This is a genomic window from Variovorax sp. ZS18.2.2 (assembly GCF_024701975.1).
GTDB lineage: Bacteria > Pseudomonadota > Gammaproteobacteria > Burkholderiales > Burkholderiaceae_C > Variovorax.
This window is the reverse complement of sequence record NZ_JANLNM010000001.1, coordinates 375,849-397,220: the sequence shown is the minus strand read 5'-3', so window position 1 is coordinate 397,220 and position 21,372 is coordinate 375,849. Positions and strand designations below refer to the sequence as shown.

Sequence of the window (21,372 nt, the reverse complement as noted above, 5' to 3'; positions counted from 1 at the left end):
GTCGCACCGGCACTCAGGCGTCGTTGTCGTCGACGACGTCCGGGTGCAGCGCCTGCTCGAAGAAGCGCGTGAGCGCGCGGGCGCGGCGGCGGCGGTCGGCAAGGCCGGCAGCAGGGTCGCCGGCCGGGCCCATGGCCACCGCATCGTCGGCCACGCCGTGCAGCGCATTGAAGAGGATCACGGCCGTCAGCGTCGCGTCCTCCACCTCCCACACCCCCGCGGCATCACCTTGCTTGAGCAAGCCGACCAGCTGCGTGATGACCGCGTTGTCGTTACGCATGCGCCTGTCTTCGGGTCGGTACTCGTGGAACACCACATCGTGCAGGGCGACGTTGTCGAGGTAGGTTTCCAGGCCCGTCTCCACCCAGGCCTTCAGGCGTGCGTGATGGTTGTCGGGGCGATGGCGGTCCATGGCGTTCTGCAGGCGCTCGCAGAAGGTGTCGACGAAGCGCTGCTGCAGCGCACCGAGCATCGCCTCCTTCGACGGAAAGTACAGGTAGAACGTGCCCTTGGCCACCTGCGCGCCGGCCGCGATGTCGTCGATGCTGGTGCTGGCGATGCCCTTGGAGATGAAGAGGCGCTCGGCGGCGTCCATCAATGCGACGGCGCGCGTTTCGGGCGCCTTGGTGCGACGGCGCGGCGCCGCGGGTTCGGCCTCGCCTGTCGGGGTGGGATCGATGGCCGGGTCGCTTCGTGTCATGGCAAGTCTTTGGAAACTCAGGAAACAGGGGTGGCGCGCACGGCGCCGATGGCCGCACGCACGGCCGCCGAATCGAGTCGCAGGCCACGCGGGGCCAGCACGCTTTCGCCGAGCCAGGTCAGCGCATCGTCGGTGGAGACGAAGGTGCTGGCTGGCACACCGAAGAGCTTCTCGACATTCATCTTGCTGATTTTCTCGTATTGCGTGGCGGGCACCACGCTCGCCATGCCCATCATGTGGCGGCGGATGTCCTCGCCCCGTGCCTGCAGCCACTGTTTCGCGCGCTGGGCGCTGCCTTCGGGATGGACCAGCGCGTCCGCATCGGCGAACACGCGCAGCGAGGCGAAGGGCTCGCCGCGATCGAGCCAGCGGTTCCAGTCCTCGGTGAAGGCGTTCATGCTCTCCAGCGTCTGCAGGCCGGATGAAATGCTGATGACCAGCGGCCACTGGCTGAGTTCGTGACGGATCATGGAAAGCTCCTTGGTGAATTTCGATCGAAGCCGCGCGCGCAGGCGCAGGCGTACGGGCACGAGTGCGGCGGGCATGGCGAATGCGCAGCCTCAGGCCCGAACCGGCAACGCGGCGGCGCGCGGCCTGACGCGCACCAGCAATCCCGCAGCCAGCAGGCCGGCGACTCCGGCGCAGGCCATGGCGGCGTGGAAGCCACCGGAGAGCGCGCCGGCCAGCAGGGTGTGCGCCGTATCGGCATCGAGCGAGGCCAGCGCAGCGAGGTCGTGCCGCGAGACGGCCGCCACAGCCGCCTGTTGCGCATTGCGCAACCCGGCCTGTTCGAGTGCGGTGGCCAGCAGCGCGGTCGCCCGCGTGCTCATCAGTGTGCCGAGCAGCGCGATGCCGATCAGCATGCCAGCCTGGCGCAGCGCGTTCATCGTGGCCGAGGCCATGCCCGAGCGTTGCGCGGGCACGGAGGCCATCACCGCCATGCTCGTGGACGGCACCGCGAGGCCCGTGCCCACGCCGAGGAACACGAACAGCAGCGCCAGCAGCACATAAGGCGTATCGGCCGAGAACAGCGTCAGCAGCAGCATCGAAGCGCCGATGAGCGCATAGCCCGCGACCATGAGCGTGTGCACGTCGTAGCGCCGCGCCAGCCGGCCGAACTGCGAGGCGATGAGGCCCGTCGCGACGAACTGCGGCACCAGCCGCCAGCCGGTGTCGCTGGGCGACCAGCCCTGCACCTGCTGCAGGAAAAGCGAGAAGAAGAACAGGCTCGCGTACGACGAGAAGCCGAGCACGAACGAAGCGAAATTGGTGGCCGAGAAGCGCGCATCGCGGAACAGCGCGAGCGGCAGCAGGGGCCGCTCCACGCGTGCTTCCACCATCAGGAACAGTGCGAGGCCGATGGCCGCCGCGACCAGCGCGGTGGCGGCGCGGCCGGAACCCCAGCCGTATTCGCCGGCTGCGATCAGCCCATAGGTCAGCGCACCGAGCCACAGCACGCTGAGCACCTGCCCGAGCGGATCGAGCGCCGCATGCTCGGGGTGCGAACTCTCGCGGATGCCCCAGAGCCCGAGCCCCACGGTCAGCACGCCGATCGGCAGGTTGATGAGGAAGATGCTCTGCCAGCCCGCGTGGTCCACCAGCAGTCCACCCAGCATCGGCCCGAGGATCAGCGACAGCGCCGTGAACGACGACCAGCCGCCGATCACCCACGCCCGGCTGGCCGGCTCCGGAAACGCATGCGCCAACAGCGACAACGCGCCGGGAATCATCAGCGCGCCGGCCACGCCCTGCACCGCGCGCCCGGCAAGCAGCGTGGGGAGGTTGCCGGCCATCGCGCACATCGCCGAGCCCAGCGTGAACACGACCACGCCGGCGAGCCAGGCGCGCTTGCGGCCGTAGCGGTCGCCGACCGGCCCCGCCGACAGGATGAAGGCCGAGAGGCACAGCGCGTAGATGTCGATCACCCACTGCAGCCCGGCCAGGTCGGTGGACAGCGCGCGCTGCAGCGTGGGCAGCGCGACGTTGACGATGCTCACGTCGAGCGTGGCGATGAAGCTGCCGAGGTACACCGCCGCCACGAGCGCGATGCGGCGGCGCGGATCGGTCTGGGCCGAATTCGGGGAGTCCATGGACGCCTTCAAGTTGTTGAAGAAGGCGCCGATACTGACTTCGAGTCAGTTAAAAGTCAACTCAGATGAGAATTGATCTTATTTGTAACGTGGATTTCAAACCAAAGCGACTCAAAGCTTCAAACCCCAGGTCGCCCGCGCCCCCAACGCCAGCACGCCGCCCACGACCCAGAACACACCCGCAATCCCGATCAGCGCCCCAAGCGATCCGAACAGCATCGGCATCGCCACGCTCGACGCGTTGATGGTCATCAGCCGCAGCCCCAACGCCTCGCCGTGCCGCGCGTGCGGGGTGATCTGGTGCAGCATGCTCATCACCATCGGCTGCACCGCGCCGAGCGCGAAACCGAGGACCACCGAGCAGACGCCCATGGTCCAGGCCGAATCGAGCAGCGGGTAGATCGCGAACACCGCCGCCGTGACGATGGTGGAGCTCAGGATCACGCTGCGCTCGGAGTGGCGCGAGGCGATGAGCGGCAGCACCACGCGGATCGCCGCCGCCGCGATGGCGAATGCGCCCAGGATCGAGCCGATCACCGAGGCGCTGATGCCGCGTTCGTGCCCCAGCACGGGCAGCACGAAGGCGTGCACGTCCCAGCTCGACGACTGCAGCCAGTTCACGAACAGCAGGCGCCTGAACATCGGCTCGCGCAGCAGGTCCCAGGCCCGCGTCGGCACGGCGCCGGGTGTCGGTGCGGTACGCGGCGGTTCGTGCGCGCCGCGCGCGAGCAGCCAGCAGAGGATCGGCAGGAAGGCCATGACCGCGAAACAGACGCGAAACGCCAGCATGTCCGCGGGCGCGCGGCCGGCGTGGTCGATCAGCATGCCGGCCAGGAACGGCCCGACGAAATTGGCCGCTGCAGGCGCGATGGCCAGCCAGCTGAACACGCGCTTGAGCTGCGTCGCGTTGGTGGCGGAACGGCCGACGTGCCGCTGCAAGGCAATGACGGTCGCGCCGGTAGCCCCCCCCGTCAGCAGCGCCGAGATGCACATGACCGGAAAGATCGGAAAGACCAGCACCAGCCCCGCACCGCCCGAGGCCGCGATCACCGACCACCAGAGCGGCCGCTTGAACCCGTGCCGGTCCGCGAAGCGTCCCGCCGGCAGGGCCAGAAACACCTGGGTCAGCGCAAACAGCGCGATCAGCACACCGACCGCCGCCGCACTGTAGCCCCGTTGCAGCGCCAGCAGCGGTGTTGCCAGGCGCATGCCCGCCATCGTGGCGTGCAGGCAGACCTGGGCGCCGATGACACGCAGCAGTTCGGAGCCTTTCACGGGGTGTCGTCGCCCTCACTGTCAGCGGTGGGAGGCAGCAGCACCTGCGATTGAGCCTCGGGCAATGCCTCCACCTTGCGCAGCGCGAGACGCATCTGCTTGGCGCGCGTGTCGGCCTTGTCGAGCGTGTCGGAGGCCTTGGCCACCTGCTCCTTGATGCGCGCGACCCATTCGCCATAGCGCTCGAACTCGGTCTTGACCGCGCCGAGCACCTTCCACACCTCGGAGGCCTGCTGCTCCAGCGCGAGCGTGCGAAAGCCCATGTGCAGGCTGTTGAGCATCGCGAGCAAGGTGGTCGGGCCGGCCAGCGTCACGCGGTGCTGGCGCTGGATGGCGTCCATCAGGCCGGGACGGCGCAGCACCTCGGCGTAGAGGCTCTCGACCGGCAGAAAGAGGATCGCGAAATCGGTGGTGTGCGGCGCGGCGAGGTAGTTCTCGGCGATCGAGCGGGCCTCCAGGCGGATGCGCGCTTCGAGCGCCTTGGCCGCGAGTTCGGCGGCGGGCGCGTCGGCGCGCTCGTGCGCATCGATGAGGCGCTCGTAGTCGTCGCGCGGAAACTTCGCATCGATCGGCAACCACACCGGCGCGCCGTCGTCGCCACGGCCCGGAAAGCGGATCGCGAAATCGACGCGCTGGCCGCTGCGTGGCTTGGTCTCGATCTGCTTGGCGTACTGCTCGGGCGTGAGCACCTGCTCCAGCAGCGCTTCGAGCTGCACCTCGCCGAACACGCCGCGCGTCTTCACGTTGGTCAGCACGCGCTGCAGGCTGCCGACGCCGACGGCCAGCGTCTGCATTTCGCCCAGGCCCTTGTGCACTTGCTCGAGCCGGTCGGCCACCTGCTTGAAGCTCTCGCCCAGGCGCGCCTCGAGCGTGCTCTGCAGCTTCTCGTCGACGGTCTTGCGCATCTCGTCGAGCTTGGCGGTGTTGCTCTGCTGCAGCTGCGCGAGCTGCGTTTCCATCGTCGTGCGCACTTCGGCCAGGCGGCGCGCGTTCGACTCGCTCAGGCCCTGCAGCTGGGTATTGAGCGTGTCGGCCAGCGACTTCTGCAGCGAGGCAAGCTGCAGCGAGAAGGCGTCGAGCTGTGCGTTCTGCGTGCGCGTGGCCTCGGCGCCCTGCTGCACCAGCGACTGCTGGAAGGTGGCGAAGGCCTGCGCGGTTTCCTGCCGCGTGCCGCGCGAGCTTTCGCCGATGTCGTTGCGCAGTTCGCGTTCGGTGCGCTCGTTGGCCGAGGCCAATGCGGCCAGCAGGCCCAGCATCTCGCTGTGGTCGGGCTTGGGCTGCCGGCGCGCGAGCAGCCAGATCACCAGCACGAGCTGGACGACGGCGAGCGCAGCCAGCGCGAGAAGAATCAATTCCGTCAGTTCCAAGGCGCGTCGCTGTGTCGGGTGTTTACTTCGTGGCCGCCGGAACGGGCGTGACGGGCGTGAGCGGCCCCTTGCCGCTGAAGTACGCGATGAGGTTGTCGGCCGCGAGGTCGGCCATGGCGCGTCGCGTGGGCACGGTCGCGCTCGCGATGTGCGGCGTGAGCACGACATTGGGCACGGTCAGCAGGTCGGGATGGACCTTGGGCTCGCCCTCGAACACGTCCAGGCCCGCCGCCGCGATGCGCTTCTCGCGCAGCGCCACGGCCAGCGCGGCGTCGTCGACGATGCCGCCGCGCGCGATGTTCACCAGCGTGGCGTTCGGCTTCATCAGCGCGATTTCGGCGGCACCGATGGTGTGGTGCGAGGCCGGCGAGTAAGGCACCACGAGCACGACGTGATCGGCCGTCTTGAGCAGCTCTTCCTTGCTCACGTAGCTGGCCTTGCAGTCGGCTTCGAGCGCAGCGTCCAGGCGCGAGCGGTTGTGATAGATCACCTTCATGCCGAAGCCGTGCGCGCCGCGCTTGGCAATGCCCTGCCCGATGCGGCCCATGCCGATGATGCCGAGCGTGGCGCCGTGGATGTCGGAGCCAGCGAACATGTCGAAGCTCCACTTCTCCCATTTGCCCGCACGCAGGAAATGTTCGCTCTCGGTGATGCGGCGCGCCGTTGCCATGAGCAGCGCAAAGCCGAAGTCGGCGGTAGTCTCGGTCAGCACGTCGGGCGCGTTGGTGCCGAGCACGCCGTGCGCCGCCATCGCATCGACGTCGAAGTTGTTGTAGCCGACGGCCATGTTGGCGCAGATCTTCAGGTCGGGATTCGCGTCGAGCAATGCGGCGTCGATGCGCTCGCTGCCGGTGGTGAAGGCGCCCTGCTTGCCCTTGAGCCTGGCGATCAGCTGGTCCTTGCTCCAGCTCTCGTCGGACTGGTTCGACTCGACCTCGAAATACTGCGACAGGCGTTCGATGGTCTCGGGAAAGATCGCGCGTGCGACCAGTATCTTTGGCTTGCTCATGATGTGTGCACTCAACGGAAGAAGAGGAAGGTGGAAATGACGAACAGCGGAACCAGGAAGGCTACGGACCACGCCATGTAGCCGAAGAAGCTCGGCATGCGCACGCCGCGGCTCTCGGCGATGGCCTTGACCATCAGGTTGGGCGCGTTGCCGATGTAGGTGTTGGCGCCCATGAAGACGGCGCCGGCCGAAATGGCGGCGAGCGTGCTCGCGTAGGTGGTCATGAGCGCCGCCGGGTCGCCGCCCGCGGTGTTGAAGAACACGAGATACGTCGGCGCGTTGTCCAGGAACGAGCTCAGCACGCCGGTGGCCCAGAAGTACATCGCGGGGTCGGGCTGGCCGTCGGCGCGCGTCACGGCCGAGACGATGGCGCCGAACGGGCCTTGCGTGCCGGCCTTGAGCATCGCGATCACCGGGATGATGGTCAGGAAGATGCCGGCGAACAGCTTGGCCACCTCGGCCATCGGCTCCCATTCGAACTGGTTGTCGGCATGCACTTTGGGCGCGGTGAGCTTGTAGGAGACGATGGCGATCAGCGCCAGCCCCACGTCGCGCACGAGGCCCGGCAGGCCGACCTCGGTGCCAAACACGTCGAACTTCACCGGCGATTTCCAGAAGCCGCTGAGCAGCACCAGCGCGACCACGCCACCCAGCAGCCAGAAGTTGGCGGCACCGTCGAAACCCAGGCGCCGTGTCTCGGGCGTCGTGGGCGTCGGGTCGACCGGCAGCACGCCTTCCTTGCGGTAGTAGTGGCTGTCGATGACATAGAACAGCGCCAGCAGCACGCCCAGGATGAACAGCGTCTCGGGCAGGATGTTCTGCGCGGTCCAGAAGAAGCCCACGCCCTTGAGGAAGCCGAGAAACAGCGGCGGGTCCCCCAGCGGCGTGAGCGCACCGCCCGCATTCGAGACGATGAAGATGAAGAACACGATCACATGCACCTTGTGCACGCGGTCGTCGTTGGCGCGGATCAGCGGCCGGATCAGCAGCATCGAGGCGCCGGTGGTCCCCATGAAACTCGCGAGCACCGCGCCGATCGCGAGGATCGCGGTGTTGAGCCCCGGCGCGCCGCGCAGGTTGCCGCGGATGTGGATGCCACCCGCTACCGTGAAGAGCGCCGTCAGCAGGATGATGAACGGGATGTATTCGGCCACCAGCGCATGCACCAGCTGAACGCCCGCCAGGCCCGCGCCGTAGATGGCGGCAAAGGGCAGCAGGAAGGCCAGCGCCCAGGCGGCGGAAATCTTGCCGTAGTGGTGATGCCAGAACGACGGGGCCAGCAGCGGCAGCAGCGCGATCGACAGCAGGATGCCGGCGAACGGCACACCCCAGAGCGGTGAGAGCGCGGCGCCGTCGAAGTCGGCGGCCGAAGCGAGAGCGGGAAAGAGCAACGGCAGCGCCGCGGCTGCCGCGAGGCGGAGAGTTCTGTTCATGGGTGCCGTACCGTACCAGACCGAGGTCAGGCGGCCGGCTGCTCGATCTCGAACACCTGGCGCAAATACGCCAGGTATTTTTCGTCCTCGCACATGTTCTTGGACGGCGTGTCCGACAGCTTGGCCACCGGCTGGCCATTGCAGTTGATCATCTTGATGACGATCTGCAGCGGCTCGTAGCCCAGGTCGTTGGTGAGGTTGGTGCCGATGCCGAAGGCCAGCTGGCAGCGGCCACGGAACTGCTGGTAGAGCTCGATGGTGCGCGGCACCGTGAGGCCGTCGCTGAAGATGAGCGTCTTGGTGAGCGGATCGACGCGGTTGGCAATGTAGTGCGCCAACATGCGCTCGCCCCACTGGAACGGGTCGCCGCTGTCGTGGCGGGCGCCGTCGAAGAGCTTGCAGAAGTACAGGTCGAAGTCGCGCAGGAACGCGCTCATGCCGTACACGTCGGACAGCGCGATGCCCAGGTCGCCGCGGTATTCGCGCGCCCAGCTCTCGAAGCCGAAGATCTGGCTGTCGCGCAGCCGCGGGCCGAGCGCCTGGCAGGCCTGCAGGTATTCGTGCGCCATCGTGCCCAGCGGGATCAGGCCCAGCTTCATGGCGTACAACACGTTGCTGGTTCCGGCGAGCTGCGGCAGGCGTGCGCCGGGCTTGGCCTGCAGCGGCGGTGGCGTGACGGCGCCCAGGCGCGAGTTCAGCGTGCGCAGCACCTCTTCGTGCCAGTCCTTCGAGAAGCGGCGGCGCGTGCCGTAGTCGGCAATCTTGAGGTCGGCGAGGCCCGCGTCCTGCAGCTGGGCGATCTTGGTCTCGAGCCGGCGGCGGCCTTCCGCGATGTCGGGCTTCTTCTGCGTGTTGCGGAAGTAGACCTCGTTGGCGATGGCCAGCACCGGGATCTCGAACAGGATGGTGTGCAGCCACGGCCCCTGGATGCGGATCTCGAGTTCGCCCGAGGGCTGGGGAATGATGTTGATGTACTTCTCGTTGAGCCTGAAGAGGCCCAGGAAGTCGACGAAGTCGCTCTTGATGAAGCGCATGGACCGCAGGTAGGCCAGCTCGGCATCGCGGAATTGCAGCGAACAGAGGCTTCGCACCTCGTCGCGGATCTGGCCCGCGAACTGCGCCAGGTCGACGCCGGGGTTGCGGCACTTGAAGCGGTACTCGACCCGGGCGCCCGGGAAGTGATGCAGGACGACCTGCATCATCGTGAACTTGTAGAGGTCGGTGTCGAGCAGGCTGTGGATGATCATGGTCGTCGTCGGTGCGCGGTGTCTCAATCAATCAAACTTTTCGGCGGCCGCTCGATTATCACGGGCTGCGTCGGCCTCTGCCTACGGGGGCTGCACAGCACGTCCTACCGGCAGGGCGAATCGGTCACGGGACATTGATTTCACGGCGGCGATACAGCCCGCCGAATCAACCTCTCAAGGAGATTCGCAATGAACAAGGACACCATCGAAGGCAACTGGAAACAGCTCAAGGGCAAGGTCAAGGAGCAATGGGGCAAGTTGACCGACGACGACTTCGACGTCATCGCCGGCAAGCGCGACCAGTTGCTCGGCCGCATCCAGGAACGCCACGGCATCAGCCGCGACGAAGCCGAGAAACAGGTCAAGGACTGGGAATCGCGCGATGGCCGCACGGCCGATGCGCTCTGGTTCGAAAAGTCCTGATCAAGACCTGATCAGCAGCAAGTCCGCGGGCCTGTCCCGCGGCACCACCGAATTCAATCACCTCGAAGGAAAACTCCAATGAAAAAACATCTGCTCATGCTCGCTCTCGCTTCCACCTGTTTCGTCGCCACGCAAGCCAGCGCGATGACCGGTGACGAACACAAGGTCGCGAAGGAAAAGATCGAGGCCGACTACAAGGTCGCCAAGGCCCAATGCGACACGATGAAGGACAACGCCAAGGACGTCTGCCAGAAGGAAGCCAAGGGCAAGGAAGACGTGGCCAAGGCCGAACTCGAACAGCAATACAAGCCGAGCGACAGCAACGCCCGCAAGGTGGCCGAAGAGAAGGTGAAGGCCACCTACGAAGTCGCGAAGGAAAAGTGCGACGACCAGAACGGCGCAGCCAAGGACGCCTGCCAGAAGCAGGCCAAGGCTGACGAAGCTCAGGGCAAGGCCGACATCAAGGCCATGAAGAAGACCATGTAAGGCCGCCGCCAACCGGCCGCACGGCAAAAGACAACGGCGCCCTCGGGCGCCGTTTTTCTTGGGGGATCAGGCTTTCAGCGCATCGACCACACGCTGCAGCGCCTCAGGCAAGGGCACCGGCCGCTGCGTTTCGCGGTCCACATAGACGTGCACGAAGTGGCCTTGCGCGGCGGCGGTGTCGGCGCCTTCGACGAAAAGCGCGATTTCATAGCGCACGCTCGAGCGCCCTGCTTGGGCCACGCGGATGCCTGCTTCGACCGTCTGCGGGAACGCGATCGGCGCGAAGTAATTGCACTGGGTCTCGACCACGAAACCGATGGTCCGGCCCTGGTGGATGTCGAGCGCGCCGCGTTCGATGAGGAGGGCATTCACCGCCGTGTCGAACCAGCTGTAGTAGACGACGTTGTTGACATGGCCATACATGTCGTTGTCGGCCCAGCGCGTCGGGATGCTGCGGAACGCGCGGTAGCTGCTGCGGGAATTCGGCGTGGGTTTGGCGGCGGAGGAGCTCATCGCGCGGCATTCTGCCAGCGGCGCCAGTACTCGAAGGCCACCCGGAAGGTGCCCAGTTGCACCTGCACGGTCTCCGCGATGTCGCTGGCGTAGCCGCCGGCCATGGCAAAGGCCACGGGGATGCGGCGCTGCCAGGTCCAGTCGAAGACACGGCGATCTCGCGCCTCCAGGCCGTCGAAGCTGAGCTTGAGGCGGCCGAGGCGGTCGCGCTCGAAGGGATCGGCGCCTGCGAGGTAGATCACGAGGCCTGGGGAGAAGCGGCGGTCGAGTTCGTCCAGGGCGTGCTCCAGGGCGGCGAGGTAGTCGGCGTCGCCGCAGCCGTCGGGCAGTTCGACGTCCAGGTCGCTGGCCTCCTTGCGGAACGGGAAGTTCTTCTGACCATGAACCGACAGAGTGAAGACGCTCGGGTCGTTGCAGAAGATGCTGGCGGTGCCGTTGCCCTGGTGGACGTCGAGGTCGATCACCGCCACCTTGAGCAGCCGGCCGCTGCGGCCGTGCTCCGCCTGCATCAGCCGGGCGGCCACGGCCGCGTCGTTGAAGACACAGAAACCGCCGCCTTTGTCGGCATAGGCGTGATGCGTGCCGCCCGCCATGTTGGCCGCGATACCGCCGGCGAATGCGGCGCGGCAGGCGGCGATGGTGGCGCCCGTGGAGCGGCGCGAGCGCTCGACCATCGCCTCGCTCCAGGGAAAACCGATCTCGCGCATCGCCTGCGGGCTCACGCTGCCATCGCTGATGGCAGCGATCCAGTGCGGGGTGTGGGCCAGCGCCAGTTCGCCGTCGCTGGCGCGGGGGGCCTGGTCCATCTCGACGGCGGGCAGGTGCTCCTCGAGGCGGTCGCGCAGCAAGGCGTAGCGCGACATGGGAAAGCGATGCCCCGGCGGCAGGGGCAATACGAACTGGCCGGAATAGAAGGCGCGCATGCCCCGCATTCTGCGATGCGGACCCGTTTTAGAAAGTGACCTCTAGATTGCTGCACAGCAGCAAAAACCCCTTGATCGCAAAACTCAGCTGCCTATACTTGAGGCCATGCTGCACCGCAACAAAGACGACGAGGCGCAGCGCAACGTGAATCGACCACCTTCCCTTCTGGAGATCCCAAATGGCCCTGACCGCTGACCAAATCCTCGCCGCCCAAAAAGCAAACCTCGAAACCCTGTTCGGCCTGACCACCAAGGCTTTCGAAGGCGTCGAGAAGCTCGTCGAACTGAACGTGACCGCTTCGAAGGCTGCCCTGGCCGAAGCCGCCGGCACCGCCCAAGCCGCCCTGAACGTCAAGGACGCGCAAGAACTGCTGACGCTGCAAGCCAGTCTGTTCCAGCCCCTGGCCGAAAAGACCGCCGCCTACAGCCGTCACCTGTACGACATCGCCCAAGGCACCGGCGCAGAATTCTCCAAGGCTTTCGAAGCCAAGGCCACCGAAGCTCAGCAAGCCTTCGTCGGCCTGGTCGACAGCGCTTCCAAGAACGCACCCGCCGGTTCGGAAACCGCCGTTGCCGTCCTGAAGAGCGCCGTGGCTGCCGCCAACAACGCATTCGAATCGGTCCAGAAGGCTGTCAAGCAAGCTTCTGATGTCGCCGAAGCCAACTTCAACGCCGTGTCGACGCAAGCCGTCGCCGCCGCCAAGACGGCCACCGCTTCGCGCAAGCGCTAAGCACCGACCACCACCAGTTGTCTCCTTGGGTCCTCACGGATCCAATTCAGGGCCTCATCTTCGGATGAGGCCTTTTTTTATGCCCGGCGAGCGTCTTCGATAATGCCGGTCTCATTTCAGGAGACTCTTCATGCAGATCGACGGCAAGGTTTTTATCGTGACTGGAGGCGCTTCGGGCCTCGGCGAAGGCGCGGCGCGCATGCTGGCCGCGAACGGCGGCAAGGTGGTGATCGCCGACATGCAGGCCGAAAAGGGCGAAGCCGTCGCCAAGGAAATCGGCGGCGTATTCGTCAAGTGCGACGTAAGCCAGGAAGCCGACGGCCAGGCCGTCGTTGCGGCCGCGACGAAGCTCGGCAAGCTGGTCGGCCTGGTCAATTGCGCGGGCATCGCGCCAGCCGAGAAGACTGTGGGCAAGAACGGCCCGCACGCGCTGGCCGTGTTCAGCAAGACCGTCACGGTCAACCTGATCGGCAGCTTCAACATGATTCGCCTCGCGGCCGACGCGATGAGCAAGAACGAGCCCGAGGCCACCGGCGAACGCGGCGTGCTGATCTCGACCGCCTCGGTCGCGGCCTACGACGGCCAGATCGGCCAGGCCGCCTACAGCGCCTCGAAGGGCGGCGTGGTCGGCATGACCCTGCCGATCGCCCGCGACCTCGCGCGCAACGGCATCCGCAACATGACCATCGCCCCCGGCATCTTCGGCACGCCCATGCTCTTCGGCATGCCGCAGGAAGTGCAGGACGCGCTCGCCGCCAGCGTGCCGTTCCCCTCGCGCCTCGGTACGCCCGAGGACTACGCCAAGCTCGCCAAGCACATCATCGAGAACGACATGCTCAACGGCGAGGTGATTCGTCTGGACGGAGCGATTCGACTCCCTCCCCGCTGACCGACGGTGGCTGCGCCGTGCTCCCCGCGCGGTCCAGCCGTTCGTACTGGGCGATCACCTGCGCGCCCAGCAGCACGAGCGTGGCGGCAATCTCCAGGCTCAGCAGCACCACGATTGCCGTGGTGAGCGAGCCGTAGACCACGTTGACCTGCGAGAGCGTCGAGAAGTACCAGATCAGCACCCGCCGCGTCGCCTCCCACAGCAGCGCGGCGGTTACGCCGCCCAGCAGCGCGTGGCGCAGCGACATCCGGCCGGCGGGCATCACGAGGTAGAGCGAGGTCAGCATGAAGATCTCGCCGCCCAGCCCCAGCAGGTAGAGCAGCAGGCCCGAGATGCCCGACAGCGACCAGCTGCGGCCCAGCAGGTCGACGCTCTCTTGGCCAACCAGTTGCAATGCGCCCGACACCAGCGTCACCAGCAGCAGCCCCACGCACAGGCACAGGATGTAGACGTAAGGCATGACGGCCGAGACCAGGAAGTGGCGCTTGTGGTCGGCTTTGCGGTGGTGAAAGATCACCGCCATCGCGCTCTCGAGGATGCTGAAGGCCAGCGAGCTGAAGAAGATCATCGTCACCAGCAGCACCGGGCCCATCACGTCGCGATGGTCGAGAAAGCTCGACAGCTCGGTCACGATGGCCTTCGATTGCCCCGGCAGCAGCCATTCGAGGTACCGGCCGATGGTGCGCAGCAGCTCGGCCTGCTCGATGACGTGCGACAGCGCGATCACGCTCACGATCAACAGCGGAACGATGGACAGCAAGGCGTAATACGCCACCGCCCCCGCAAGCAGCAGCCCCTGGTTGGCGCGAAAGGCCTTCAGCGCGTCCCAGATGAATCGGAGCGGGTGCCGCAGCAGCGGCGCGGCGTGTTGCAATGGGTTGGGCGTCGTCATGCGTTGTGGGAATCCGGATCGCATTCAGTATGCCGTCCCACCGCCGGAGGCCGGCCGCTTGCGTATGATTTGCCGCTCTTCGCCTACATGACCATCCCCGCTTCATTCATCCAGGAACTCATCGCGCGCGCCGATGTGGTCGAGATCGTCGGCCGCTATGTGCCGCTCAAGAAGGCCGGCGCCAATTTCATGGGGCTGTGCCCCTTCCACGGCGAGAAATCCCCCTCTTTTTCCGTCAGCCCGACCAAGCAGTTCTATCACTGCTTCGGCTGCGGAGTGCATGGCAACGCCATCGGTTTTCTCATGGAGCACGCGGGCATGGGCTTCGTCGAGGCGGTGCACGACCTGGCCGGCCAGTACGGCCTGCAGGTGCCCGAGGACGACGCCTCCCCCGCCGAGCGCGCCCGCGCCGCCAGCCAGCGCCAGAAGCAGGCCACGCTGACCGACGTGCTCGAGAAGGCCGGCGAGTCGTACCGAAAGTCGCTCCGGCAGGCACCCGGCGCGATCGAATACCTCAAGGGTCGGGGCGTCTCCGGCGAAGTGGCCAAGCAATTCGGCATCGGCTATGCGCCCGCAGGCTGGCGGGCGCTGGCCAGCGTGTTCCCCGACTACGACGATCCGCTGCTCGCCGAAAGCGGCCTGGTGATCGTCAACACCGAAGACGGCCAGCTCGAGGCGAGCGAAGCCAAGCGCTACGACCGCTTCCGCGACCGCGTGATGTTCCCCATCCGCAACGTCAAGGGCGAGTGCATCGGTTTCGGCGGACGCGTGCTCGGCGACGAAAAGCCCAAGTACCTGAATTCGCCCGAGACACCCGTGTTCAGCAAGGGCCGCGAGCTCTACGGCCTCTACGAGGCGCGCGCCGCCTTCCGCGACCGCGGCTATGCGCTGGTCACCGAGGGCTACATGGACGTGGTCGCCCTCGCCCAACTCGGCTTTCCGAACGCGGTGGCCACGCTCGGCACCGCCTGCACGACCGAGCACGTGCAGAAGCTCTTTCGCTTCACCGAATCGGTGGTCTTCAGCTTCGACGGCGATGCCGCCGGCCGCCGCGCCGCACGCAAGGCACTCGACGGCGCCCTGCCCTATGCCACCGACGTGCGCAGCATCAAGTTCCTGTTCCTGCCGGCCGAGCACGACCCCGACAGCTTCATCCGCGAACACGGCGCCGAGGCCTTCGCCCGCTTCGTGACCGAGGCCACGCCGCTGTCGCGCTTCATGCTCGAAGCGGCCCGCGAAGGCTGCGACCTGACCACTGCCGAAGGCCGCGCCCACATGACCAGCAACGTGCGCCCGCTCTGGAGCGCGATGCCGGACGGCGCGCTCAAGCGGCAGCTGCTGAGCGAGATCGCCACCCTCGTGCAGCTCGATGCAGCGGCGCTTTCGGACCTGTGGGCGTCCACGCCCGGCCCGCGCAAGGTGGCGGCCCCGCCTTCGCCGCGCTACAGCGAATCCGGCGGCGATGGTGGGGACTATCCGGACATGCCGCCGCCGATGGAATTTGAAGCGCCGCGCTATGAAACCGATAGCAAGCCGCGCAAGTTCGTCAAGGGCAAGCGCTGGGGTGGCAAGTACGAAGAGCCCATCGAGCCGTTGCGCGGACGCGGCAAGCCCCCGAGCCGGCCCGACGTGGCGGTGCGGCTGCTGCTGTCGAACATGGCGCAGTGGGATGCGCTCTCGCACGAACTCCATCTGATGCTGTGCGACCTGCCCGGCACGCACGGGGCGCTCTTCACCTGGCTCGACAGCCAGTTGCACGAGCACGGCGTGCAACCCTGGGCCGCCCTGCGCGAAGGCATGCGCGGGTTGGATTTCGAGGCGCTCGCCGAGCGGCTCATGAACGTCGCCGACGCTGCCCCGGTGCCCGAGGGCGAGGAAGAACAGCATCTCACCGACGCCGCCAAGGAGCTTTCCAGCGTGCTCGATTTCATGCTGGACGACCGCCTCAAGGCCCAGCAGAGCGAGGCCATCGCCGCGGTCGGAAAAGACCCGAAAGCGCTGGAGCGCTACAAGGCGCTCGAGGCGCGACGGTTGGAATTGCGCAACCGCCTGAGTCCGCGCGGTTCAGAAACTGCTTGAAATTTGTGCAATACGCTATAATGTAGGGCTTCGCAACTGGCGAAATCAGACAAGAGCGACAGCAGCACCTCCGGGCCGACCCCTAGCGCAACGCACTCCAACGGTAAATTCCGGCGGAAAGGGTCAATAACCGCAAGGACTGCACACCAAATGTTCGCCCGACATCTTGTCTGCTGAGGAATTAATTCCTCTTTCCCAATTGTTTTATGTCCGTGCCTGTGCGCGGGCTGTGGTGGCGCTGCCCGAATGGCAGTGCGCCTGTGATTTCCGCTTGTCCATTCTTGTCGTAACGAGGTCGTATGCCCAGTTCAAAGAAGCCTGCTATTTCACTTGCAAAGAGTGTCACCAAAAAGCCTGTCGCAGAGAAACCGTTGAAAGCCGGCAAGACGCCGGCATCTAAGACGGGTGCCGCCGCGTCCAAATCGGCGCCCGCAACGAAAGTGAAAACCGTGCCCACGAAAACGACCACCCTCGACGATCCCAAGAAAGTCGCCGCTCCCGCCGCCAAGAAAGTCGGCCGTCCGCCCAAGGCTGCCGGCGCCGCCGCCCCTGCCACCGGCGCCAAGCGCGGCCGCAAGCCCAAGGCTGGCAATGACGCGCCCGAGAGCGACGTCGACCTGTCGGACATCGAAGAAGACCTGGCCGGCGACGAGCCGGCGGTCGCCACGACCACCGAAGAAAAGGTCAAGCCGCTGCGCATGAAGATCAGCAAGGCGAAGGAACGCGCCTTGATGAAGGAGTTCGGCCTCGACGAGACCGTGCTCTCCGAAGAAGACCTGGCCAAGCGCCGTTCGCGCCTGAAGACCCTGATCACGCTGGGCAAGACCCGCGGCTACCTCACGCACGGCGAAATCTCCGACCACTTGCCCGACAAGCTGGTCGACGCCGAGACCATGGAGGTCGTGGTCACCATGCTCAACGACATGGGCGTGGCGGTGTACGAGCAGACGCCCGACGCCGAAACCCTGCTGCTGAACAACACCGCGCCCACCGCCACCACGGTGGAAGAAGCCGAGGAAGAAGCCGAAGCGGCCCTGTCCACGGTGGACAGCGAATTCGGCCGCACCACCGACCCGGTCCGCATGTACATGCGCGAAATGGGCACGGTCGAACTGCTGACCCGCGAAGGCGAAATCGAAATCGCCAAGCGCATCGAAGGCGGCCTGATGGCCATGATGGAAGCCATCTCGGCCTCCCCCGCCACCATCGCCGAGATCCTGCGCCTGGCCGCTGAAATCCGCGAAGGCAAGGTCGTCATCTCCACCATCGTGGACGGCTTCTCGAACCCCAACGAGGCCGACGACTACGTGGCCGAAGAAGACTTCGACGAATTCGACGAAGAAGACGACGACGACGGCAAGGGCGGCTCCAAGGCCCTCACCAAGAAGCTCGAAGAACTCAAGCGCGACGCGCTCGAGCGTTTCGACCGCATCGCCGGCATGTTCGAGAAGGTCCACAAGATCTACGACAAGGAAGGCTACGGCACGCCCGCGTACGTCAAGGCCCAGGAGTCCCTGTCCGAAGAGCTGATGACCATCCGCTTCACGGCCAAGACCATCGAGAAGCTGTGCGACCTGGTGCGCACGCAGGTGGACGACGTTCGCAAGAAGGAACGCGAGCTGCGCCGCATCATCGTGGACAAGTGCGGCTTCCCGCAGGACGAGTTCATTCGCGACTTCAGCGGCTACGACAAGAACGGCAACCGCATCGCGTCGAACCTGCTGAACCTCAAGTGGGTCGAGAAGCAGGCCGCCGCCGGCAAGCCCTGGAGCGCCGTGCTCGCGCGCAACATTCCACCGGTGCAGGAACTGCAGCAGCGCCTGGCCGACATCCAGTCGCGCGTCGTGGTGCCGCTCACGCAGCTCAAGGACATCAACAAGCGCATGAACGAAGGCGAATCGTCTTCGCGCGATGCCAAGAAGGAAATGATCGAGGCCAACCTGCGCCTCGTGATCTCCATCGCCAAGAAGTACACCAACCGCGGCCTGCAGTTCCTCGACCTGATCCAGGAAGGCAACATCGGCCTGATGAAGGCAGTGGACAAGTTCGAATACCGTCGCGGCTACAAATTCTCGACGTACGCGACGTGGTGGATCCGCCAGGCGATCACCCGCTCGATCGCCGACCAGGCGCGCACCATCCGCATCCCGGTGCACATGATCGAGACGATCAACAAGATGAACCGCATCTCGCGCCAGCACTTGCAGGAGTTCGGCTTCGAGCCCGACGCCGGCATCCTGGCCGCGAAGATGGAGATCCCGGAAGACAAGATCCGCAAGATCATGAAGATCGCCAAGGAGCCGATCTCGATGGAAACCCCCATCGGCGACGACGACGATTCGCACCTGGGCGACTTCATCGAGGACAGCAGCAACACGGCCCCCATCGAGGCCGCAATGCAGGCTGGCCTGCGCGACGTGGTCAAGGACATCCTCGACTCGCTCACCCCGCGCGAAGCCAAGGTGCTGCGCATGCGCTTCGGCATCGAGATGTCGACCGACCACACGCTGGAAGAAGTCGGCAAGCAGTTCGACGTGACCCGCGAGCGCATTCGCCAGATCGAGGCGAAGGCTCTGCGCAAGCTCAAGCACCCGTCGCGTTCGGACAAGCTGCGCAGCTTCATCGACACGCTCTGAGCCCAGGGCTCTGTCCGGCATCAGTGCCGGACAGGCTCAAAAAAAAGGCCCGGAACCGCACTCGCGGTCCCGGGCCTTTTTCTTTGACCGGTGCGTCGTTCGTTCTCAGAGCGCCGCGAGCCCCTCCACCAGCGCTTCGCGGTCCAGCTTGCGCTGCTCGCCGCGCGACCACGAGAAGATGTCGTAGCCGTTGCTGTAGAGCACCGTGCCGTCCGGTGCGAGATCGAAGTGCGCCACATGCGAGGCGACCACGCGCGGACTCGCGCGGCGGCCCTCCTGCGCGATCAGCTGCCACGAGCCAGGCACGAGGTTGCCCGCGTACTGCGGGTCGTTGCGCACCTTCGACAGCTCGATCATCCGGCCGTGCAGCCACAGCTTGCCCAGGTCCTGGTCGAGCTCGGGCGCGCGCGGGCCGCCGGCCGAGCGCAGCGGCTCCTTGCCGTAGATCATCGAGAAGAAGTTGAGATACCCGAAGACCGCCTTGCCCAGGCGCAGCGGCATCATCAGCGTGTCCTTGATCGCGCCGCCGGCGCGCTCGTGCGCCGGCTTCTCCACCGGCCGACGAATGGCGTAGAGCGTGCCGTCGTCCGCGATGCGCGGGACGATGTAGTCCCACTCGGGGTCGTCGAGCAGGCTGTCCATCTGGGCGCTCTTGTAGTCGAGCCAGTTCACCGTCGAATGCGCCATCGCGACAACGACGCCGCTCTCGGGGTGCCGCGCCACGCCGCACGACTGGTAGACCAGCGTCGAGGGCGCGCCCGGCATCGCGGCCGGCGCGGCGTCCAGGCTGTCGCCGCCGGTGATCGCGCCCTTGGCGTTGCCCTCTTCGTCGAACACCTCCAGCTGCGCCGTGCCGTCGGGTTGCCCCACGGCCAGCACCAGGTGGCGGGTCTCGGGCACATAGGTCATGCCGAGGATCGGCGTGTGCTGCCGATGGAAGAGCCGGATCTCGCGCTTCTCGTCGAGCTCGTAGCGAAAGAGGCCGATGCTGCGCCCCACGCTCAGCACGTAATAGATGGTGCGCGGCCCGCCGCGGCAGACGTGCTGGAAGCGCGCCGGCGCCATCGCACCGCCCGGCCCGCCGCGGCCCCACAGCGCGGCGCCCGAAAGCATGCCCTTGGACTCCTCGCGCTCGGCGTGCTTCCAGGAGGTGGTGCGGCGGCTGTCGGCCTCGCGCTGGATCAGTTCGCGCGCAAACGGGGATTCGATCTGCACCGGCGCGGCTTCGCCACCACGCAACCACAGCTCGCCGCGGGTGATCGACAGAAACTCCTGAATCATTCCTCGTCCCTTCTTGTTTCTTCAACGCACGCAGGGGCGCAGTTTAGTGGGCCGGCCGCCCCGGCGACCGCCCGGCGCGTCTGCTACGCTCGCACTCTTTCGGTGCGGTCCTCTCGCGCGCCGTTCTCGCCGCTCTTCTTCCCCATCCAAACCATGAATCCCGACGCCGACAAACTCTGGCAGGCCCCGCGTTGGGCGCTGGCCGTCCTGCTCGCGGTGCTCGGCATGCTCGGGCCGTTCTCCATCGACACCTACATCCCGGCCTTCTCGGGCATCGCGCGCTCCATCGGCGCGACGCCCGCCGAGATGCAGCAGACGCTTTCGGCCTACCTGTTCGGCTTCGCGTTCATGAACCTGTTCCACGGCGCGCTGTCGGACAGCTTCGGCCGCCGGCCCGTGGTGCTGTGGGGCCTTGCAGTATTCACCATCGCCTCGCTGGGCTGCGCGCTGTCGCAGAACATCACGCAGCTCGTGCTGTTCCGGGGGCTGCAGGGCCTCTCCACCGGCGCAGGCATCGTGGTCTCGCGCGCGGTGATCCGCGACATGTTCCCGCCCGCCGAGGCGCAGCGGGTGATGAGCCAGGTCACGATCTACTTCGGCGTGGCACCGGCCATCGCGCCGATCATCGGCGGCTTCCTGTTCGTGCATGCGGGCTGGCATGCGGTGTTCTGGTTCCTCGTGGCCGTGGGCGTGGTGCTGTTCGTCGCCAACTACAAGCTGCTGCCCGAGACGCTGCATCCCTCGCACCGCCAGTCCTTCCATGTGCGCCACCTGATGCGCGGCTACTGGGACCTGTGCTCCGACCCGCGCTTTTTGCTGCTCGCGCTCGCGAGCGGCGTGCCGTTCAACGGCATGTTCCTCTACGTGCTGGCCGCGCCCGCGTTCCTGGGCGACCACCTCGCACTGCAGCCGCAGCAGTTCTTCTGGTTCTTCCTGCTGACCATCGGCGGCATCATGCTCGGCGCGCGCGCCAGCGGCCGCATGGCCGGCAAGGTGACGCCGAAGCGGCAGATCCGCGACGGCTTCCTGATCATGCTGGTGACCTCGGTGGTCAACGTGGTGGCCAACTTCTTCTTCGACGCGCATGTGGCCTGGGCGCTGTGGCCGCTCGCGGTGTTCGCCTTCGGCTGGGCGCTGATGGTGCCGGTAGTCACGCTGCTGGTGCTCGACCTGCACCCCGAGCGCCGCGGCATGGCCTCGTCGCTGCAGGCGGTGATCGGCTCGACCGCCAACGGCGTCGTCGCCGGTGCGATCGCACCGCTGGTAATGCACTCCACGCTGGCGCTCGCCGTCACCTCCACGCTGATGCTCGCCATCGGCCTGGTCGCCTGGGTCTGGCTGCACGGCCGCTGGCCCGAGATCGGGCGCAGCCTCGCCAACGAAACCTGAAAGGAGCGG

General features: G+C 66.4%; 19 protein-coding genes. 7 read left to right on the top strand and 12 right to left on the bottom strand.

What is annotated here, in order from left to right:
* Positions 1–13: 13 nt before the first annotated feature.
* From NU688_RS01935 to pncB, 8 genes are all read right to left on the bottom strand, one after another.
* Positions 14–700, bottom strand: a complete 687-nt coding sequence (locus NU688_RS01935; protein WP_257858886.1) for a TetR/AcrR family transcriptional regulator — start codon at positions 698–700, stop codon at positions 14–16.
* A 17-nt stretch (positions 701–717) separates the two neighbouring features.
* Positions 718–1,245, bottom strand: a complete 528-nt coding sequence (locus tag NU688_RS01930; protein ID WP_257858885.1) for a hypothetical protein — start codon at positions 1,243–1,245, stop codon at positions 718–720.
* Between the two features lie 15 nt (positions 1,246–1,260).
* Positions 1,261–2,790, bottom strand: coding sequence for an MFS transporter (locus NU688_RS01925; RefSeq protein WP_257858884.1), 1,530 nt, complete (start codon positions 2,788–2,790; stop codon positions 1,261–1,263).
* Positions 2,791–2,901: 111 nt separating this feature from the next.
* Positions 2,902–4,065, bottom strand: a complete 1,164-nt coding sequence (locus NU688_RS01920) for an MFS transporter (protein WP_257858883.1) — start codon at positions 4,063–4,065, stop codon at positions 2,902–2,904.
* On the bottom strand, positions 4,062–5,426 hold the full coding sequence (locus NU688_RS01915; protein WP_257860482.1) for a DNA recombination protein RmuC: 1,365 nt from the start codon (positions 5,424–5,426) through the stop codon (positions 4,062–4,064). Before NU688_RS01915 ends, NU688_RS01920 begins: the two co-directional genes overlap by 4 nt.
* 28 nt (positions 5,427–5,454) lie before the next feature.
* Entirely contained in the window at positions 5,455–6,441 is a 987-nt protein-coding gene (locus NU688_RS01910; protein ID WP_257858882.1) for a D-glycerate dehydrogenase, read from the bottom strand.
* Between the two features lie 11 nt (positions 6,442–6,452).
* Entirely contained in the window at positions 6,453–7,874 is a 1,422-nt protein-coding gene (locus NU688_RS01905) for a sodium:proton antiporter (protein ID WP_257858881.1), read from the bottom strand.
* 26 nt (positions 7,875–7,900) lie between these two features.
* Entirely contained in the window at positions 7,901–9,121 is a 1,221-nt protein-coding gene (gene pncB / locus NU688_RS01900) for a nicotinate phosphoribosyltransferase (protein ID WP_257858880.1), read from the bottom strand.
* A 189-nt stretch (positions 9,122–9,310) separates the two neighbouring features.
* On the opposite strand from pncB, the gene NU688_RS01895 reads away from it, so the two are divergent.
* A complete protein-coding gene (locus NU688_RS01895) occupies positions 9,311–9,544 on the top strand; it encodes a CsbD family protein (protein ID WP_257858879.1) in 234 nt (77 codons plus the stop codon).
* Positions 9,545–9,622: 78 nt separating this feature from the next.
* Positions 9,623–10,030: a hypothetical protein gene (locus NU688_RS01890; RefSeq protein WP_257858878.1), complete on the top strand. Its 408-nt coding sequence runs from the start codon at positions 9,623–9,625 to the stop codon at positions 10,028–10,030.
* A gap of 66 nt (positions 10,031–10,096) precedes the next feature.
* Here NU688_RS01890 and NU688_RS01885 read toward each other — a convergent pair whose 3' ends face one another.
* Together NU688_RS01885 and NU688_RS01880 are read right to left on the bottom strand one after the other, a co-directional pair.
* Positions 10,097–10,543 (bottom strand): thioesterase family protein, encoded by a 447-nt coding sequence (locus tag NU688_RS01885; RefSeq protein WP_257858877.1) that lies wholly within the window; start codon positions 10,541–10,543, stop codon positions 10,097–10,099.
* Positions 10,540–11,475 (bottom strand): histone deacetylase, encoded by a 936-nt coding sequence (locus NU688_RS01880; RefSeq protein WP_257858876.1) that lies wholly within the window; start codon positions 11,473–11,475, stop codon positions 10,540–10,542. The genes NU688_RS01885 and NU688_RS01880 overlap by 4 nt, the downstream gene beginning before the upstream one ends.
* Before the next feature lie 170 nt (positions 11,476–11,645).
* Here NU688_RS01880 and NU688_RS01875 point away from each other — a divergent pair, with 170 nt between their 5' ends.
* Entirely contained in the window at positions 11,646–12,197 is a 552-nt protein-coding gene (locus NU688_RS01875; protein ID WP_176658508.1) for a phasin family protein, read from the top strand.
* Between the two features lie 130 nt (positions 12,198–12,327).
* A complete protein-coding gene (locus NU688_RS01870; protein ID WP_093434280.1) occupies positions 12,328–13,086 on the top strand; it encodes a 3-hydroxyacyl-CoA dehydrogenase in 759 nt (252 codons plus the stop codon).
* Here the strand turns inward: NU688_RS01870 and NU688_RS01865 are convergent.
* Complete coding sequence (locus NU688_RS01865; protein WP_257858875.1) at positions 13,034–13,978, bottom strand: YihY/virulence factor BrkB family protein; 945 nt, start codon at positions 13,976–13,978, stop codon at positions 13,034–13,036. The two genes, NU688_RS01870 and NU688_RS01865, sit on opposite strands and share 53 nt — an antisense overlap.
* Positions 13,979–14,065: 87 nt before the next feature.
* Here NU688_RS01865 and dnaG point away from each other — a divergent pair, with 87 nt between their 5' ends.
* Together dnaG and rpoD are read left to right on the top strand one after the other, a co-directional pair.
* Positions 14,066–16,057 carry a DNA primase gene (dnaG, locus tag NU688_RS01860; protein ID WP_257858874.1) on the top strand — a complete coding sequence of 664 codons (1,992 nt, stop codon included), beginning with the start codon at positions 14,066–14,068 and terminating at the stop codon, positions 16,055–16,057.
* Positions 16,058–16,356: 299 nt separating this feature from the next.
* A complete protein-coding gene (rpoD, locus tag NU688_RS01855) occupies positions 16,357–18,693 on the top strand; it encodes an RNA polymerase sigma factor RpoD (protein WP_257858873.1) in 2,337 nt (778 codons plus the stop codon).
* 105 nt (positions 18,694–18,798) lie between these two features.
* On the opposite strand, the gene NU688_RS01850 is transcribed toward rpoD, so the two are convergent.
* Positions 18,799–19,974: a hypothetical protein gene (locus NU688_RS01850; protein WP_257858872.1), complete on the bottom strand. Its 1,176-nt coding sequence runs from the start codon at positions 19,972–19,974 to the stop codon at positions 18,799–18,801.
* 153 nt (positions 19,975–20,127) lie between these two features.
* Here NU688_RS01850 and NU688_RS01845 point away from each other — a divergent pair, with 153 nt between their 5' ends.
* A complete protein-coding gene (locus NU688_RS01845; protein ID WP_257858871.1) occupies positions 20,128–21,363 on the top strand; it encodes a multidrug effflux MFS transporter in 1,236 nt (411 codons plus the stop codon).
* Positions 21,364–21,372: the final 9 nt, after the last annotated feature.

Excerpts from the sequence above, each read along its gene's own strand:
- NU688_RS01880 (WP_257858876.1), bottom strand. The coding sequence starts at position 11,475 with ATGCGGGGCATGCGCGCCTTCTATTCCGGCCAGTTCGTATTGCCCCTG.
- NU688_RS01930 (WP_257858885.1), bottom strand. The coding sequence starts at position 1,245 with ATGCCCGCCGCACTCGTGCCCGTACGCCTGCGCCTGCGCGCGCGGCTT.
- NU688_RS01890 (WP_257858878.1), top strand. The coding sequence starts at position 9,623 with ATGAAAAAACATCTGCTCATGCTCGCTCTCGCTTCCACCTGTTTCGTC.
- NU688_RS01935 (WP_257858886.1), bottom strand. The coding sequence starts at position 700 with ATGACACGAAGCGACCCGGCCATCGATCCCACCCCGACAGGCGAGGCC.
- NU688_RS01885 (WP_257858877.1), bottom strand. The coding sequence starts at position 10,543 with ATGAGCTCCTCCGCCGCCAAACCCACGCCGAATTCCCGCAGCAGCTAC.
- NU688_RS01870 (WP_093434280.1), top strand. The coding sequence starts at position 12,328 with ATGCAGATCGACGGCAAGGTTTTTATCGTGACTGGAGGCGCTTCGGGC.
- NU688_RS01895 (WP_257858879.1), top strand. The coding sequence starts at position 9,311 with ATGAACAAGGACACCATCGAAGGCAACTGGAAACAGCTCAAGGGCAAG.
- NU688_RS01910 (WP_257858882.1), bottom strand. The coding sequence starts at position 6,441 with ATGAGCAAGCCAAAGATACTGGTCGCACGCGCGATCTTTCCCGAGACC.
- NU688_RS01865 (WP_257858875.1), bottom strand. The coding sequence starts at position 13,978 with ATGACGACGCCCAACCCATTGCAACACGCCGCGCCGCTGCTGCGGCAC.
- NU688_RS01925 (WP_257858884.1), bottom strand. The coding sequence starts at position 2,790 with ATGGACTCCCCGAATTCGGCCCAGACCGATCCGCGCCGCCGCATCGCG.
- dnaG (WP_257858874.1), top strand. The coding sequence starts at position 14,066 with ATGACCATCCCCGCTTCATTCATCCAGGAACTCATCGCGCGCGCCGAT.
- NU688_RS01875 (WP_176658508.1), top strand. The coding sequence starts at position 11,646 with ATGGCCCTGACCGCTGACCAAATCCTCGCCGCCCAAAAAGCAAACCTC.
- pncB (WP_257858880.1), bottom strand. The coding sequence starts at position 9,121 with ATGATCATCCACAGCCTGCTCGACACCGACCTCTACAAGTTCACGATG.
- NU688_RS01905 (WP_257858881.1), bottom strand. The coding sequence starts at position 7,874 with ATGAACAGAACTCTCCGCCTCGCGGCAGCCGCGGCGCTGCCGTTGCTC.
- NU688_RS01845 (WP_257858871.1), top strand. The coding sequence starts at position 20,128 with ATGAATCCCGACGCCGACAAACTCTGGCAGGCCCCGCGTTGGGCGCTG.
- NU688_RS01850 (WP_257858872.1), bottom strand. The coding sequence starts at position 19,974 with ATGATTCAGGAGTTTCTGTCGATCACCCGCGGCGAGCTGTGGTTGCGT.
- rpoD (WP_257858873.1), top strand. The coding sequence starts at position 16,357 with ATGCCCAGTTCAAAGAAGCCTGCTATTTCACTTGCAAAGAGTGTCACC.